At 72.8% G+C, this 15,044-nt stretch carries 14 protein-coding genes; 8 read left to right on the top strand and 6 right to left on the bottom strand.

Annotated features, from left to right (window positions below):
- A partial coding sequence (locus VGR37_22505; GenBank protein HEV2150187.1) for a hypothetical protein occupies positions 1 to 217 on the bottom strand: 217 nt, incomplete at its 3' end.
- 111 nt (positions 218 to 328) lie between these two features.
- On the opposite strand from VGR37_22505, the gene VGR37_22500 reads away from it, so the two are divergent.
- Together VGR37_22500 and VGR37_22495 are read left to right on the top strand one after the other, a co-directional pair.
- Positions 329 to 1,279, top strand: a complete 951-nt coding sequence (locus tag VGR37_22500) for a hypothetical protein (protein HEV2150186.1) — start codon at positions 329 to 331, stop codon at positions 1,277 to 1,279.
- On the top strand, positions 1,279 to 2,157 hold the full coding sequence (locus VGR37_22495; protein ID HEV2150185.1) for a metallophosphoesterase: 879 nt from the start codon (positions 1,279 to 1,281) through the stop codon (positions 2,155 to 2,157). The genes VGR37_22500 and VGR37_22495 overlap by 1 nt, the downstream gene beginning before the upstream one ends.
- Positions 2,158 to 2,194: 37 nt before the next feature.
- Here VGR37_22495 and VGR37_22490 read toward each other — a convergent pair whose 3' ends face one another.
- Entirely contained in the window at positions 2,195 to 3,223 is a 1,029-nt protein-coding gene (locus VGR37_22490) for a hypothetical protein (GenBank protein ID HEV2150184.1), read from the bottom strand.
- Positions 3,224 to 3,257: 34 nt separating this feature from the next.
- Positions 3,258 to 3,776 carry a hypothetical protein gene (locus VGR37_22485; GenBank protein ID HEV2150183.1) on the bottom strand — a complete coding sequence of 173 codons (519 nt, stop codon included), beginning with the start codon at positions 3,774 to 3,776 and terminating at the stop codon, positions 3,258 to 3,260.
- A gap of 264 nt (positions 3,777 to 4,040) precedes the next feature.
- Between VGR37_22485 and VGR37_22480 the strand changes: the two genes are divergently transcribed.
- Positions 4,041 to 4,928, top strand: coding sequence for a lytic transglycosylase domain-containing protein (locus VGR37_22480; protein ID HEV2150182.1), 888 nt, complete (start codon positions 4,041 to 4,043; stop codon positions 4,926 to 4,928).
- 281 nt (positions 4,929 to 5,209) lie between these two features.
- Here the strand turns inward: VGR37_22480 and VGR37_22475 are convergent, their stop codons facing one another.
- Complete coding sequence (locus tag VGR37_22475) at positions 5,210 to 5,881, bottom strand: hypothetical protein (protein ID HEV2150181.1); 672 nt, start codon at positions 5,879 to 5,881, stop codon at positions 5,210 to 5,212.
- Positions 5,882 to 6,025: 144 nt separating this feature from the next.
- Here VGR37_22475 and mqnB point away from each other — a divergent pair, with 144 nt between their 5' ends.
- Positions 6,026 to 6,766, top strand: a complete 741-nt coding sequence (gene mqnB / locus VGR37_22470; GenBank protein ID HEV2150180.1) for a futalosine hydrolase — start codon at positions 6,026 to 6,028, stop codon at positions 6,764 to 6,766.
- Positions 6,767 to 6,817: 51 nt separating this feature from the next.
- Complete coding sequence (locus VGR37_22465; protein HEV2150179.1) at positions 6,818 to 7,648, top strand: 1,4-dihydroxy-6-naphthoate synthase; 831 nt, start codon at positions 6,818 to 6,820, stop codon at positions 7,646 to 7,648.
- A gap of 22 nt (positions 7,649 to 7,670) precedes the next feature.
- Here the strand turns inward: VGR37_22465 and VGR37_22460 are convergent, their stop codons facing one another.
- Positions 7,671 to 9,374, bottom strand: a complete 1,704-nt coding sequence (locus VGR37_22460; GenBank protein ID HEV2150178.1) for a DEAD/DEAH box helicase — start codon at positions 9,372 to 9,374, stop codon at positions 7,671 to 7,673.
- Between the two features lie 107 nt (positions 9,375 to 9,481).
- Entirely contained in the window at positions 9,482 to 10,024 is a 543-nt protein-coding gene (locus tag VGR37_22455) for a hypothetical protein (protein ID HEV2150177.1), read from the bottom strand.
- A gap of 379 nt (positions 10,025 to 10,403) precedes the next feature.
- Between VGR37_22455 and VGR37_22450 the strand changes: the two genes are divergently transcribed.
- The 3 genes from VGR37_22450 to VGR37_22440 form a co-directional block, all read left to right on the top strand.
- A complete protein-coding gene (locus tag VGR37_22450) occupies positions 10,404 to 13,589 on the top strand; it encodes a BamA/TamA family outer membrane protein (GenBank protein HEV2150176.1) in 3,186 nt (1,061 codons plus the stop codon).
- 96 nt (positions 13,590 to 13,685) lie between these two features.
- The gene (locus VGR37_22445; protein HEV2150175.1) at positions 13,686 to 14,288 is read left to right on the top strand and encodes a TetR/AcrR family transcriptional regulator; all 603 of its coding nucleotides are present in this window, start codon (positions 13,686 to 13,688) and stop codon (positions 14,286 to 14,288) included.
- Positions 14,289 to 14,294: 6 nt separating this feature from the next.
- The coding region (locus tag VGR37_22440) for an enoyl-CoA hydratase-related protein (GenBank protein HEV2150174.1) at positions 14,295 to 15,044 on the top strand (750 nt) is incomplete at its 3' end.

The following is a 15,044-nucleotide window of genomic DNA, read 5'->3' as shown; positions in this document are numbered from 1 at the left end:
GCTCGCAGTCGGCCAGGGCGCGGCGCTCGCGCTCCAGCCCCGCGCGCGCGGCGGCGGCCGCCTCGTCCAGGAGGGGGACGGTGGCGCGCGCCTCCACCATCTCACGGCGCATGGCGGAGAGCAGCTCCGCCACCTGGTCTTCCGGCTCGCTGCGGCCCAGCTCCGTCTGGAAGCTGCTCCAGGTGCGCGAGAAGAGGTTCTTCAGGTCGTCGAACATGCACGGAAGATACGCGGCGCCCGCGCGCCGTGCAAACCGCTCCCGGAGGCGCCCTCCACCGGGCCCGATTGTTGCTCCTCCCGGGGCCAACACTTGCGAATCCGAGGAAACATGCCCGATACAGCCGGCGGCGAGAAGAGCCTCCCGTTTCTCCAGAAGCTCACGAAGGAAGAGACGAAGTCCCTCACCCACGGCGACTTCTGGATCCCCGAGGCAGAGCGCGAGATCTACAAGCGGGCCCTGCGCACGCTGAACGAGGCGGGCGTCCCGTACGTGGTCGCCGGTGCCTACGCCATCTACGAGCACACCGGCATCTACCGGAAGACGACGGACCTGGACCTGTTCGTTGAGCCCGCCGCCGTGGTCCCCGCCATGCGGGCGCTGCGGGAGGGCGGCTTCCGTACCTGCCTCTCGCAGTCGCACTGGCTGGCGAAGGCGAAGGACGGGGAGTACTTCGTCGACATCATCTACGGGATGGGGAACGGGCTGGCGCTGATCGACCCGGACTGGTACCGCTACAGCTCCCCGGCGATCCTGGCGGCCACCCCGGTGCGGGTGGCGCCCGCGGAGGAGTTGATCTGGCACCGGCTCTTCATCAACGAGCGCCACCGCCAGGACATGGCCGACATCGCCCACCTGATCCTGTGCGTGGGCGGGCACCTCGACTGGGAGCGCCTGGTGGAGAAGACCGGGCCTCACTGGCCGCTGCTCCTCGCGCAGATCCAGATGTTCTACTACGTGTACCCGGGCTACCGGAGCCGCGTCCCGGACTGGGTGCTCACGAACCTGCTGGACCGCGCGCGCTCCGAAACGGGGCGGGAGGAGCCGGACGAGATGGCCACCCGCGGGACGCTGATCTCCCGCTTCAGCTTCGCCATCGACGTGAACGAGTGGGGCTTCCAGGACATGCGCGAGGACTCCATCCGGGCCATGAAGGCCAGCCCGGAGGTGCGCCGCATCGTGGAGGCGGACGTGTGGGACGAGTGCGCGCCGGAGGGGACGTCGGGCTCCGGCGTGCCGGACGAGGTACCGACCGACGAGATCCGGGAGGAGATGGCCTGATGCAAGGAGACGGACGGAACGACGGACCGCCGCGGGCACCCGGGGCGGAGGAGCGGCGGGGGCGGCGCAGGACCGACGACGCGCGGAAGGTGCGGATCGCGGCGGTGGGCGACTTCCACTGCGGCGAGCAGGACGTGGGCGCCTACCGGGCGCTCTTCGCGCGCGCCAACGACGAGGCCGACGTGCTGGTCCTGGCCGGCGACCTGACCCGCTGGGGGACGGCGGCGGAGATGCGCGTGGCCGTGGGGGAGCTCGCGGACGTGAAGATCCCCATCGTGGCGGTGCTCGGCAACCACGACCACGAGTCCGACCAGCTCGCCGACGCGCACGCGATCCTCCGCGAGCGGGGGGTGCACGTGCTGGACGGCGACACCTTCGAGCTGAACGACGCCGTGGGCTTCGCGGGTGTGAAGGGGTTCATGGGCGGCTTCGGGCGGGGGACGCTCACCGCCTTCGGCGAGGCGGCCACCAAGGCCTTCGTGGAGACCACGCAGGAAGAGGTGAAGAAGCTGGAGCTGGCGCTCCGCAAGCTCGCCACCCCGGTCCGCGTGGTCGTGCTGCACTACGCCCCCGTGCTGGACACGGTGATGGGCGAGCCGGAGATCATCTTTCCGTTCCTGGGCTCGGACCGGCTGGCGGAGCCGCTCGACCGCTACAAGGCCACCGTCGCCTTCCACGGCCACGCGCACGTCGGCACCTTCGAGGGGAAGACCCCCGGCGGCGTCCCGGTCTTCAACGTTTCCATGGCGCTGGTGCGCAAGGAGGGGGTCGGGGAGATGTACTACCTGCACGAGATCCGCCTCCCCGAGCGCCGCGAGCGGCGTGAGGCGGAGCCCTCCGCGATGCTCCGCGAAGCGGGGGCCGAGACGGCGGACTAGCTCCCGGGCGGGCCTGTCCGCCTCCCGCCCCCGCCGTTCACCCCCACTTCTCCAGGAACCGCATCAGCGCCGCCTCTTCCGGGTAGTACTCCGGCGACTCCGCCTCCACGTGGCGCGCCTCCTTGCGCATCAGCGGCTCGATGGTCTTCCCCGCGAGGTAGCGGTCCAGCACGGCGGGGTGGATGTAGGCGGAGCGGCAGACGGCGGGAGTGTTCCCCAGCTCCGTGGAGACCAGCTTGCAGGCGAGGACCACTGCCTTCCGGGCCTCCCGCTCGCTCTTCGCGGGGCCCAGGTCGGCCAGGATGGTGGCGGCGCGCACGGTCCCCCCCCAGGTGCGGAGGTCCTTGGAGGTGTAGCGCTGGCCGGCGATCTCCTTGAGGTAGGCGTTCACGTCGCGCGCGGTGACGTTGCGCACCTTCCCCTCCTCGTCCACGTAGCGGAAGAGCCGCCGCCCCGGCAGCTCCATCATCTCCCGCACGATCTCCACCAGCGGCGTCTCCGCCACCACGGTGCGCTGGTCCACCGAGCTCTTCCCCACGAAGCGGAAGACCAGGTCGTTCCCCTCGATGGTCAGGTGCTTCTTCCGGAGGGTGGCGATCCCGAACGTCTTGTTGTTCACGGCGTAGCGCTCGCTCCCCACCCGGAAGTAGGCGCGCGACATCAGCCGGACGACGGTCGCCAGCACGCGCTCGCGCCCCAGCCCCTTCCGCTGCAGGTGCCGGTTGGTGACCTCGCGGATGCGGGGGAGGTCGTGCGCCAGCGCCAGGAGGCGGCGGTACTTGCGGCGCCGGTTCTTGGCCTGGTAGTCGGGATGATAGCGGTACTGCTTCCGCCCCGCGGCGTCGATCCCGGTGGCCTGCACCTTGGCGTCCGCGTCCGCGGCGATCTCCACGTCGACCCAGGCGGGAGGGATGGCGAGCGCGCGGATCCGCGCCAGGGCTGCCTTGCTCTTCAGCGGCTTCCCGTCCGCGCGGAGAAAGGTGAACCCTTTCTCGGGCGTTCCGACCCGCCGCCAGACGGCCCCGCCGTCGTCCCCGCGCCGCTTCCGGCTGGATTTCTTGCTCATCGGCGGCGAGAAAGGGTGCAGGCTGAGTCCCCGCTCAGGGTGCCGCGCGTACCACGCCCCGCTCCTCCGCCGCCTCCAGCGGCGAGGGGACCTGGTAGTACGGGTCGCCCAGCACCGCGGCCACGGTGCGCAGCGAGTCGGCGAGCGCATTGTAGCGGTCCACCGCGGCGTGGTTGCGGGCCAGCACCCGCTCCCACTCGCGGAAGCGCTCGTTGCGCCGCTCCACGTGCTGGTTGTACGCCTCCAGCTCCACGCGGTAGAGGCCGTACACGGTGGCCGGGAGCGCGTCCCCCCTGGCCTCCCTGTCGAACCTCCGCAGCGCCCCCCGCTCCCGCTCCAGCTTCTGGTCCTCCGCGTCGAGCACCTGCTTGAGGGTGTCCAGCTCCGCGCGCGTCCGCATCACCTCGGCCCCCGCGTCCACCAGCCGCGACCGGAGCGCGACCAGCTGCACCCGGTCGTCCGCGTGCACGCGCCAGTCGTACAGCTCCTTCGCCACCTTCCCCGCCAGCAGCAGCAGAAGGAAGGCGAGCAGCGAGCGCAGACGCAGGCTCACCGCGCCGCTCCGGGCGGTCGGCAGCGCTGGACGGAGGGGGGGCGGCTGCGGCTCAAGGCACGGCGAAGGGGCTCGGTTCCATGCACGGAGTGGACGACGGAAGATGCCGCGGCGGCTCCCGCCACGCAACCGCCCGGGAAGCCGCCTCCCCCGGGGCGGAAACATACGGTCCGGTGGCACGCATCGTGCTGCCTAACACTATTCCGCAGAATGAGTTAGATTGAATAGCGGAAACCATTTCGGAACGCGTGACAGGAGATGCCGATGCAGCCGAGGAGACGACGTCCGCCGCCGCCGTGGGAGCGTGGGAGGCAGGAGCCGCGCCACCCGCTGGGACACGCCCGGCGCCGCTGGCCGCGCGAGTACGACGGCGGTGTCCCGGGCGCGGCGCCCCGGCTGAACCCGCGCTACCGGCGCGCCTTCGACGGCGGTGACCCCACCGGCGAGCGCCGCACCGAGGGCGGCGTGCGCCGCAGGCGCTCCACGCTGGACCGGATCCGGCGCAACCCGGTCCGGCACGGCCTGGTGGGTCTGGCCGTCGCGGGGGCCGCGGCGCCCATCACGATGGCGCGGTACCAGCAGGTGGTGCGCAACGACCCGTCTCACGAGCAGATCCTGACCCACACCCCGGTGGCGGGGATCAACGAGATGGCCGTCGCCAACGCCTGGCGAGCCGCGGCCGAGGAGGCCGAAGCGCGTGCGATGGACCCGCGCGAGGTCACCATCGCGGAGAAGCTGGAGCGCTACCGCGACCTGGGGCTCGATCGCGACCTGGCAGAGGACATCTACGACATCGCGCTGGAGAACGACATCGACCCGGAGGTGGCGTTCGGCCTCGTTCGGACGGAGAGCGAGTTCAAGAACCACGCGACCAGCCGCGTGGGCGCCATGGGGCTCACGCAGCTCATGCCCAAGACGGCCGAGTGGCTGGAGCCGGGGACCCGGACGAGCGACCTGCGCAACCCGGAGACCAACCTCAAGATCGGCTTCCGGTACCTCCGCGACCTCATCAACAAGTACGAGGGCGACGAGCGGCTGGCGCTCCTGGCCTACAACCGCGGCCCGGGGACGGTGGACCGGGTGCTCAAGCGCGGGGGCGACCCCGACAACGGCTACGCGGAGGCGGTGATCACCGGCAAGGGCGTCCACTGACGCCTTCGCCCGGCGCTCCGGGACGCACGACGGCCCCACGAGAAATCTTCGTGGGGCCGTCGTGTTTTTACCTCGCGGGCCGTGGGTGCGTCGCGCGGGCGGTCAGAGGCGGGATGGTCTCCGGAAGAACTGAACTCGCTTCGCTCAGACATCCACTTCTTCCTCCGACCACCCCGCCTCCTCCCTGTCACCCCCTTCGCGACCGTGCCGAACTGCAGTCGCCGCTCTCCCCTCCCCTGCTTGCGGGGGAGGGGGCGGGGGTGGGGGGCCGCACTCCCCGCCTACGACTCCCCCGGCCCGGGCACGAGGAAGATCCACTCCCACCGGTTCCCCTCGCGCCGGAAGCCGGCGCGGAGGTCGCGGTAGCCCGGGTCGGTGACCCAGGCGGGCGGGGCCGCCCAGACCAGGCCGTCGCGCGTGGCGACCCCGCGGTCGAGGAGGAAGGGGAGGCGGTCGAACCGGCGGAATGCTTCCTGTTCCCAGCGGCCCACCGCCTCCACCACGCCGTCCCCGCCGCCGAGCGAGTGGGTGAACTGGCGTGCCATTACGGGCCGGAGCGCCGCCAGGTCGCGGCGCGACGCCGCGTCGCGTACCGAGAGGAGGAACTCCGCCAGGTCGCCGGTAGCGGCCAGGGCCGGGGGGCGCGCCTCGAACACCACCCGCTCCTTCGGCACCCACCCTTCCGCGTGAGGCGTGCACACGATGCAGCGCACGTACAGCGATGCCGAGTCGGAGCGCAGCACCTCCAGGCGAGTGAAGGAGTTCGGGAGCGCCACCGTCGGCGCGCCCGCGGAGTCCGGACGGAGCGCGGTGCCCGCCTCGCGCGTCCACACCACCGCGTGCGGGAACGGCGGCGGGGGCGGTGCGGCGGGCGCGGGCTGGGGTGCGCGCCGGGGGCCGCCACACGCCGCGACGGTCAGGAGGAGGAGGGGAAGGAGCTGCCTCGCGTGCATCGGAACGGGGGTTCGGGTTCGGTCGGGCGTCGCGGCGGACGGATGCTTTGACGCCGGAGGGGGGCGCGGGTTCCCGCGGCCCGCCGTCGGCGTGTAGATTCCCCTCCCGTGCGCACCTCCCGTACCCGAGCCCCGGCGCCGAAGGTGACCGACCCTGAACGCCCTCCCCTCGCCCTCCTCTGCGCCGTCCCCCTGGAGGGGGCGGAGCTCCGCGCCGCGCTGGCGGACGCGGGCGAGGTGGAGGTCGGGCGCAAGCCCGCGACCGCCGGCACCCTGGGCGGCGTCCCCGTCCTCCTCTTCCCGGTCGGGATGGGGAAGGCCAACGCCGCCCATGGCGCCACCGCGCTCCTGGAGACCCGCGGCGTGCGCGGCGTGGTGGGCTTCGGGATCGCCGGGGCGTACCCGGGATCCGGCCTCGCCGTGGGGGACGTCGCCCTCGCCTCCGAGGTCGTCTACGCCGACGAGGGGGTGGAGACCCCGGGCGGCTGGCTCTCCACCGAGGGGATCGGCATCCCGCTCCTGGAGCGCGGCGGAGCACGCCGCTTCAACCGTTTCCCGCTCGAGGGCGAGCGGGTGGAGCACGCCCGCGCCGTGCTGGAGGCCGCCGGCGTCCGCGTGCGGGTCGGCCCGGCGCTCACCGTCTCCACCTGCTCCGGGACCACCGCACGGGGAGCCGAGCTGGCGCGCCGCTTCGGCGCCCTCACGGAGGGGATGGAGGGCGCCGCCCTGGGCCACGTCTGCGCGCTCTACGACGTCCCCTTCCTGGAGGTCCGGGGGATCAGCAACACCGTGGAGGACCGCGACCTCTCTACCTGGCGCATCGCCGACGCCGCGGCGGCCGCCCAGCGCGCCGTGCGCGCCCTCGCCGCCGCCTGGCCCGACTGAGCCGCCACTCTCGCACTTTCGTACTCCCGCACTTCGCACTTCGCACTCCCCATGCAGCTCACCCTCGGCTACTCCCCCTGCCCCAACGACACCTTCATCTTCGACGCCCTGGTGCACGGGCGCGTGGAGGTGGAGGGGGTCCGCTTCCGCGAGCGGCTGGAGGACGTGGAGACGCTGAACCGCCTCGCGCGGGAGTCGGCGCTCGACCTCACCAAGATCTCCTACGGCGCCATCCCGTACCTGCTGGACGACTACGTCCTGCTCCGGAGCGGGGGCGCCCTGGGGCGGAGGTGCGGGCCGCTCGTCGTCGCCCGCGAGCCCATGCCGGTGGAGGCGCTCCGGGGGAAGCGGATCGCCATCCCGGGCCGCTTCACCACGGCGAACCTACTGCTCCGCCTCTTCGACCCGGCGCTCGCGGAGGGCGTCGAGCTGGTGTACAGCGACGTGATGCCCGCGGTGGCGCGCGGGGAGGTGGACGCCGGGCTCATCATCCACGAATCGCGCTTCACCTACCCGGAGCACGGGCTGGTCTGCCTGCAGGACCTGGGGGAGTGGTGGGAGGGGGAGACGGGGCTCCCGATCCCGCTGGGGGGGATCCTCGCCCGGCGCAGCCTCGGGACGGACACGGCGCGGCGGGTGGAGGAGGGGATCCGCCGCTCGGTGGAGCACGCCTTCGCCCACCCCGGCGACGCGCTCCCCTACATGCGCGCCCACGCCCAGGAGATGGAGGAGAGCGTGATGCGCAGCCACGTGGAGCTGTACGTGAACCGCTTCTCCCGCGACCTCGGCAAAGAGGGGGAGCGCGCGGTCCGCACGCTGTTCGAGCGCGGACGCGCGGCGGGCGTGCTCCCCGCCGCGGAGCGGCCGCTCTTCGTGGCCTGATCCCCTCCCGGTCCCGCGCGGCTCAGTCGTCGCGCGCGCGGCGCACCGCGGCGGGCCTCCCCTTGATGCTCGCGCGGCCCATGGCGCGGATCACCTGCTCCGCGTGCTCCTCCGCCACCTCCACCAGGGAGAACTGGTCCGCGATCTCGATGGCGCCGATGGCGTCGCCCGGGATCCGCGCCTCCCCGGTGATGGCCCCCACGATGTCGCCCGGGCGGATCCCCCGCCGACGCCCCACCCCGAAGAACAGGCGCGTCATCTCCGCCCCACCCCGGCGCCCCCGCCGCGGCGGAGCCTCCGCGTGGTCCCGCCGGCCGCGCGGCCCGCGGCTATCGCGGTCCTCCCGCGGGCCGCGGCGCGGCTCGAACTGGGGGATGTCGTCCCCCTCCTCCGGCTCCTCGCCGCGCGTGGCGTCCGCGGCCATCTTAGCGGCCGCGGCGGCCACCTCCAGCAGGTCGTGCTGGTCCGCCAACGAGCGCACCACGTCCAGGTAGCGGTCGAACTCGTCCTCCTCCAGCGTCTCCAGGATCGCCGAGCGGATCAGCTCCAGCCGCCGGGTGCGCAGGTCGGCGATGGTGGGGATCCGCGCCTGCTCGATGGGCTGGCGCACCAGCCGCTCGATGGCGCGCAGCAGACCGTGCTCCCGGGGCTGCACCAGCGTGACCGCCGTCCCCTCCCGCCCGGCGCGCCCCGTCCGCCCGATGCGGTGGACGTACACCTCCGGCGTCTGCGGGATGTCGTAGTTCACCACGTGGCTCACGTGCTCCACGTCCAGCCCGCGCGCCGCCACGTCGGTGGCGATCAGCAGGTCGGCGGAGCCGTCGCGGAAGCGCTTCATCACCCGGTCGCGCTGCGCCTGGTTCAGCCCGCCGTGCAGCGCCTCCGGGTGGTAGCCGCGCACCGTGAGCGCCTCCGTCAGCTCGTCCACCTCGTTGCGCGTGCGGCAGAAGATGATCGCCGAGGTGGGGGCCTCCACGTCGAGGATCCGGCCGAGCGCCTCCAGCTTGTACGGACGCGCCACGGTGTACGCCACCTGCCGCACCAGCGGCGTCTCCAGCTCCGGCGCGCGGACGGTGATCCGCGCCGGGTCGCGCATGTGGCGCTGCGCCAGCTCCGCGATCCGCGGGGGGAAGGTGGCGGAGAAGAGCGCCGTCTGCCGCTCGGCCGGGGTCTCCTCGAGGATCGCGTCGATGTCCTCGATGAACCCCATGTCCAGCATCTCGTCCGCCTCGTCGAGCACCAGGTAGCGCACCGATCCCAGCTGCAGCGTACCCCTCCGGATGTGGTCCAGGATCCGTCCGGGCGTCCCCACCACCACGCTCACCCCCCGCTTCAGCTCCCGGAACTGCCGGTCGATGGCCTGGCCGCCGTACACCGCCAGGACGCTGACCCCCCGCCGCGCGCCGTAGCGGTGCACCGCCTCCGCCACCTGCACGGCCAGCTCGCGGGTGGGGGCCAGCACCAGGCCCTGCACCCCCCGGACGCCGCGCTCCACCTTCTCCACGAGCGGGAGCGCGAACGCGGCGGTCTTCCCCGTGCCGGTCGCCGCGCGGCCGATGACGTCCCGCCCCTCCATGAGCACGGGGATGGCCTCGATCTGGATGGGAGTGGGCTCCTCGTAGCCCAGGGCGTCCAGCGCGGCGAGCACCTCCGCGCTCAGCCCGAGTTCTTCGAAGGTGGCGACCTCCTGGGTCGCTCCGGCGGTGTTGGCGGCGTCTTCTGGCACGTTTATCAGTCCTCGTGGATCCTGCGCGTGGATCGCGCGGTACACCTGAAGGTGGGGGCTCGCGCCGCCGCGCGCCAGCGGCGCGCGCGGCGCGGTGCGGTGCTGCGCTAGTATCCCAGGTAGCCCACGTCGGGCTCCCGGGCGAAGGCGCGGAACGCCTCGTCCACGTCCTCGTGCCGCTCCAGCAGCGCCAGGAGACGGCGGAAGGAGAGACGCAGCATGCGCTCCCGCAGCAGGACGTCGGGCGGCACGGCAGGCTCCAGCCACTCGGGGAGGTACTTGTCCGTCGTCGGCTGCGAGGGGGCGTTGCTCATCCCGTCGTCGGGCGGGGCCACGCCCAGCCCGCAGCGCACCAGCTCGTACGCCAGGGCCGGGTCCAGCCCTTCCTCGCGGGCGACGTCGTAGAGCAGCTCCGCCAGCTCGGCCGGCATCCCGCTCCGCTCCGCGTCCTGCAGGATCTCGATCCTGCGGTGGGCGAGGTCCTGCTCCTCCGCCCCGGCCTCGGCCCTGGAGAGGACGCAGTCGGAGCTGCCGAAGTAGGTGTCCTCGGCGCGGCGCCGACGCCGGCGCTCGCGGTACGCGTTCAGGGCGTGCCCGGCGGCCGCCTCGCGGTCCGCCGGGGTCCCGCGGGCAGGGTCTGTCCGTTCCACCGGCATCTCCACGGCACGGGGTTGCGTCCGGCGCCCTTCGGCGCCGGCACGTTCTCGGGCCCGCCGAACCGGAGCAAGCCGCGGACCACCTCCGCGCACCTCCCGCGCGTGCCGCGGCTGCGGGCTGCCGGGATGGGCGCGATCCTTGCGTTTTCTGACGGCAGCACGACTACAACACGTGGCCCGCACGGAGCCACGGCACGTCACGCCCCCCTGGAACGCGTGCGGAGCCTCGCCAGGGCTCGCCGGCGGGGGTGGAGCCGGTCCGCCCTGCGCGCACCGGGCACCCGAGCCCCCCCTCGCCGGGTGGCTCCGCGCGCATGGCGGCACTGTCGACGGCGAAGCTCCCAGGCACCCCTTTGGACGGCAGAGGAACCCAATGACCGCTCCACGATCCCCGGCGTCACGCCTGCTCTCCAGCCTCCTGCTCGCGCTGGCGGTGGCGGCGGCCGACGCGGCCCCCCTCGACGCCCAGTACTTCGGGCGGAACAGGGTCCAGTACGAGGACTTCGACTTCAGGGTGCTGAGGACGGAGAACTTCGACGTCTACTACTACCCCGAGGAGGAGGTGGCCGTCCGCGACGCCGCACGCATGGCGGAGCGATGGTACGAGCGGCTCGCCCGCATCATCGACCACCGGTTCGAGGATCGGCAGCCGCTGGTGCTGTACGCCAGCCACCCGCACTTCCAGCAGACGACCACGACCGGGAGCGAGATCGGCGAGGGCACCGGCGGGTTCACGGAAGCCTTCAAGCGGCGCGTGGTGATGCCGCTGGCCGGCTCCTACGAGGAGACGGACCACGTGCTCGGGCACGAGATGGTGCACGCCTTCCAGTACGACATCGCCGGGTTCGGGCGCGCGGGGGCGGGGCAGCTGGAGGCCGCCGCGCGGCGGCTCAGCGTGCCGCTCTGGTTCACGGAAGGGATGGCCGAGTACCTGTCCGTGGGCCCGGTGGACCCGAACACGGCCATGTGGGTGCGCGACGCGGCGCTGTCCGGCGACATCCCCACCGTCGAGCAGATGACGTTCAGCCCGCGCTACTTCCCCTACCGCTGGGGACAGGCGTTCTGGGCGTACGTCGGCGGGCGGTGGGGCGACGCGGTGGTCGGGCAGATCCTGAAGCAGGTGGGCCAGGGCGTCCCGTACGAGGAGGCCTTCGAGCGGATCCTGAACACCTCGCTGGACGAGATCTCCGAGGACTGGCACACCGCCATCCGCCGCGCCTACCTGCCCCTGCTCGCCGAGCGGCGGGAGGCGCGGGAGATCGCGCGTCCGCTCATCACCCGGCGCGGCGAGGGCGGCCGCATCAACCTGGCGCCCTCGGTGTCGCCGGACGGGCGCTGGGTGGCGTTCCTCTCGGAGCTGGAGTTCCTGGACGTGGAGCTGTACCTGGCCAACGCCGAGACGGGCGAGATCGTTCGCCGGCTGCAGCGGGGCACCGCCTTCGACCCGCACTTCGGGAGCCTCCGCTACATCAACTCCGCCGGGACCTGGTCTCCCACGGGCGACCGGTTCGCCTTCTCCGCGCTCCGCAAGGGGAGGGACGTGCTGGTGGTCATCGACGTCCCGGGCGGCCGCAGGCTGCGGGAGTACGCCGTCCCGGGGGTGAGCGAGATCACCAACCCCAGCTGGTCGCCCGACGGGCAGACCATCGCGTTCTCGGGCACGCGGGGTGGTCTCACCGACCTGTGGGTGCTGGACGTGAGGACCGGCAGGGCCCGCCAGCTCACCAACGACCGCTACGCGGACCTCCAGCCGTCGTACTCGCCCGACGGGCGCACCATCGCCTTCGTCACCGACCGGGGCGGCGACACGGACTTCAGCACGCTGGAGTTCGGATCGTACCGGATCGCGCTGATGGACGTGGCCAGCGGGGAGATCCGTCCGGTTCCCGCCATGGAGACGGGCCCCGCGAGCGGGAGGGAGACCTGGGCCAAGAACATCAACCCGTCGTGGTCCAGCGACGGCGGGTCGCTCTACTTCATCTCCAACCGGCTGGGGATCTCCAACATCTACCGCGTCGAGCTGGCAACGGGGGCGCTCAGCCGGGTCACCGACCTCTTCACCGGGGTCAGCGGGATCACGGACCTCAGCCCGGCCCTCTCCACGGCGCGGACGTCGAACCGGCTGCTCTTCACCGCCTTCGAGCGGGGGGGCTACAACATCTACTCGCTCAGCGAGCCGGCCGAGCTGGCGGGCGTCGCGGTGGCGGACACCGTACCCTCCGCGGGCGGGGTGCCGCTGGCCGCGTTCCTCCCGCCCGTGCCGCGGCCCACGGAGCCGGCGTTCAACCGGGTCATGGCCATGCTCGGAGACCAGACCACCGGCCTTCCGACGCCCGACACCACCTGGGCGGTCCGCGACTACCGGCCGCGCCTCTCGCTCGACTACCTGGGGCAGCCGCAGGTGGGCGTCTCCACCGGGAGCGCGTTCACCGGGGGCGGGGTGTACGGCGGGATCGCCGCCATCTTCAGCGACGTGCTGGGCCACCACCAGGTCTTCGGCGCGGTGCAGGCCCAGGGGCAGATCGACGAGATCGGCTTCAGCACGGTGTACCTGAACCGGAAGCGCCGCTGGAACTTCGGGACGGCGGCGCAGCGGATCCCGTACATCGCGCTGGCGTACCAGCCGGCCCGCTTCGATCCCACGGACAGCCGCATCAAGGAGCAGCTGATCCGGCTCCGGTTCTTCGACACCAGCCTGCAGGGGCTCGCCCAGTACCCGTTCTCGCAGGTGCAGCGGGTGGAGTTCTCCGCCGGGGTGCGCCGCATGTCGAGGGACGCGCAGGTCCAGGAGGTCAGCGCCCCGGCCGAGATCGTCAACGGCCAGGTCGTCCTCGTCGGCAACCCCGAGTTCCGCCAGTTCGAAGACGACCGTTTCGAGACCGCCTACAACATGGTGGAGGGCTCGGCCGCGCTGGTGTACGACAACTCGCTCCTGGGGTACACCTCGCCCTTCGCGGGGCAGCGCTACCGCTTCGAGGTGACGCCCACGGTCGGCACCCTCCAGTTCGCCCAGGCGCTGGCCGATTACCGCCGCTACCTCTTCTTCCGCCCGTTCACCCTGGCCTTCCGGGGGTTCCACTTCGGGCGGTACGGGCGGGACGCGGAGCAGAACGAGCTGTTCAACCCCATCTACCTGGGGCAGCCGTTCCTGATGCGTGGCTACGGCGACGCTTTCAACCGGTGCTTCAACGGCCAGATCAACAACCGCAGCGACGACTGCCGGGTGGCGAACCGGCTCTTCGGGAGCCGGGTGGCCGTCGCCAACGCCGAGCTGCGCTTCCCCCTGATCCGGCAGCTGGTGCTGGGGAGCTCGTTCGGGCTCCCGCCGGTGGAAGGGTTCGCCTTCTTCGACGCCGGGACGGTGTGGGACCAGAACTCGGAGGTGGTGTTCGAGCGGAGGATCCTGAGCGACGTGACCGAGCGCGGGATCGTCACCAGCGCAGGGGTGGGCGGCCGCATCAACCTGTTCGGCTACCTGATCCTGGAGATCGACTACGTGAACGGGTTCGAGCGCGACCGCGGCTGGCACTGGCAGTTCGCCCTGCAGCCCGGGTTCTGACCCGGGGCGCGGTGCCCGCAGCACGCTCCCGCGAGGCCGGGCCGCCACGGCGGCCCGGCCTTGCCGCTTCCGGTGCGGCCGGGCTATGATTGCGCCATGAATGAGCCCTCACTCACCGGACAGCGCGAGGCCCGGCGCCGCGACATCCTGGAATCCGCGGTGCGGGAGTTCGCGGACCACGGCTTCTTCGCGGCGCGCATCAGCGACATCGCCGCGGGCGCGGGCGTCGCGGAGGGGACCATCTACCTCTACTTCGGCGGCAAGGACGACCTCCTGCTGACGGCCTTCCGAGAGCGCGTCAACGAGTTCTGCGAGTCGGTCCGCGGCGTGCTCCGCTCCGACGCCCCCTTCCCGGAGCGGCTGACGGCCTTCATCCGCATGCAGTTCGAGAGCATCGAGGCGCAGCCGGCGCTCGCCACGGTGCTCCTCCTGGAGTCGCGGCAGTCCAGCAAGTTCTACGGCGGCGCCGTGCGCGACGTGCTCCGCTCCTACGCGGGGGCCATCGACGACCTGCTGGAGAGCGGACGCGCGCAGGGCGCCATCCGCGACGACGCGGACGTCCCCCTCGCCCGGCGGATGCTGATCGGCGCCATCGAGGAGATCGAGCTGGAATGGCTCCTCGGCGACCACTCCCGCCCGCTCGTCCCCACCGCCCCGCAGGTGGCCGCCACCTTCTACCGCGGCCTCGCGCGCGGCTGAGCCCCCATGGAACCCCCGCAGGCCGGAGCCGGGCCGCTCCGGCTGGAGCTGGAGGAGGACGGGATCGCGCGGCTGGTGTTCGACCGCCCCGGGAGCCGCGCCAACTTCCTTTCCGGCGGGGTGCTGGAAGCGCTCGACCTCCTCCTCGGCGAGGCGGAGCGGCTCGCCGACGGGGGCCGCCTGCGCGCGCTGGTGGTCCGCAGCGCCAAGCCCGCCGTGTTCGTGGCCGGGATGGACCTGGACGAGCTGCGCGCGGTGCGCGACGCCGCGGAGGGAGCGGCGCAGGCGCGCCGCGGCCAGGCGGTCCTCCGCCGGCTGGAGCAGCTCCCGGTGCCCACCTTCGCCGCCGTGGAGGGCGCCTGCCTGGGCGCCGGGGCGGAGCTGGCGCTCGCCTGCTCGTACCGTCTCGCCTCGTCGGCTCCCGCCACCCGGATCGCCTTCCCCGAGGTACAGCTCGGGATCGTCCCCGCGCTGGGGGGGACGGTGCGACTGCCGCGGCTGATCGGCGTGCGCGAGGCGCTGGAGCTGATCCTCACCGGGAAGTCCGTCACGCCCGCCGAGGCGGAGCGGTTGGGGCTGGCGGACGCCGTGCTCCCCGCGGACGAATTCGATGCGGCGGTGCGGCGGTTCGTCCTGGAGCGGCTCCGCCGCGGACGGCTGCGGACGGGCGCGCGCCGCGGGGTGGCCCGGCGCCTGGTGGAGGACACGGCCCCGGGGCGGCGGGTGGTGTTCGCGCGCCTCCGGCGGGAGCTGGAG

It is taken from the genome of Longimicrobiaceae bacterium, from assembly GCA_035936415.1.
Taxonomy (GTDB): domain Bacteria; phylum Gemmatimonadota; class Gemmatimonadetes; order Longimicrobiales; family Longimicrobiaceae; genus JAFAYN01.
The sequence above is the reverse complement of the archived record's forward strand: the minus strand, read 5'-3'. Positions and strand labels throughout refer to the sequence as shown.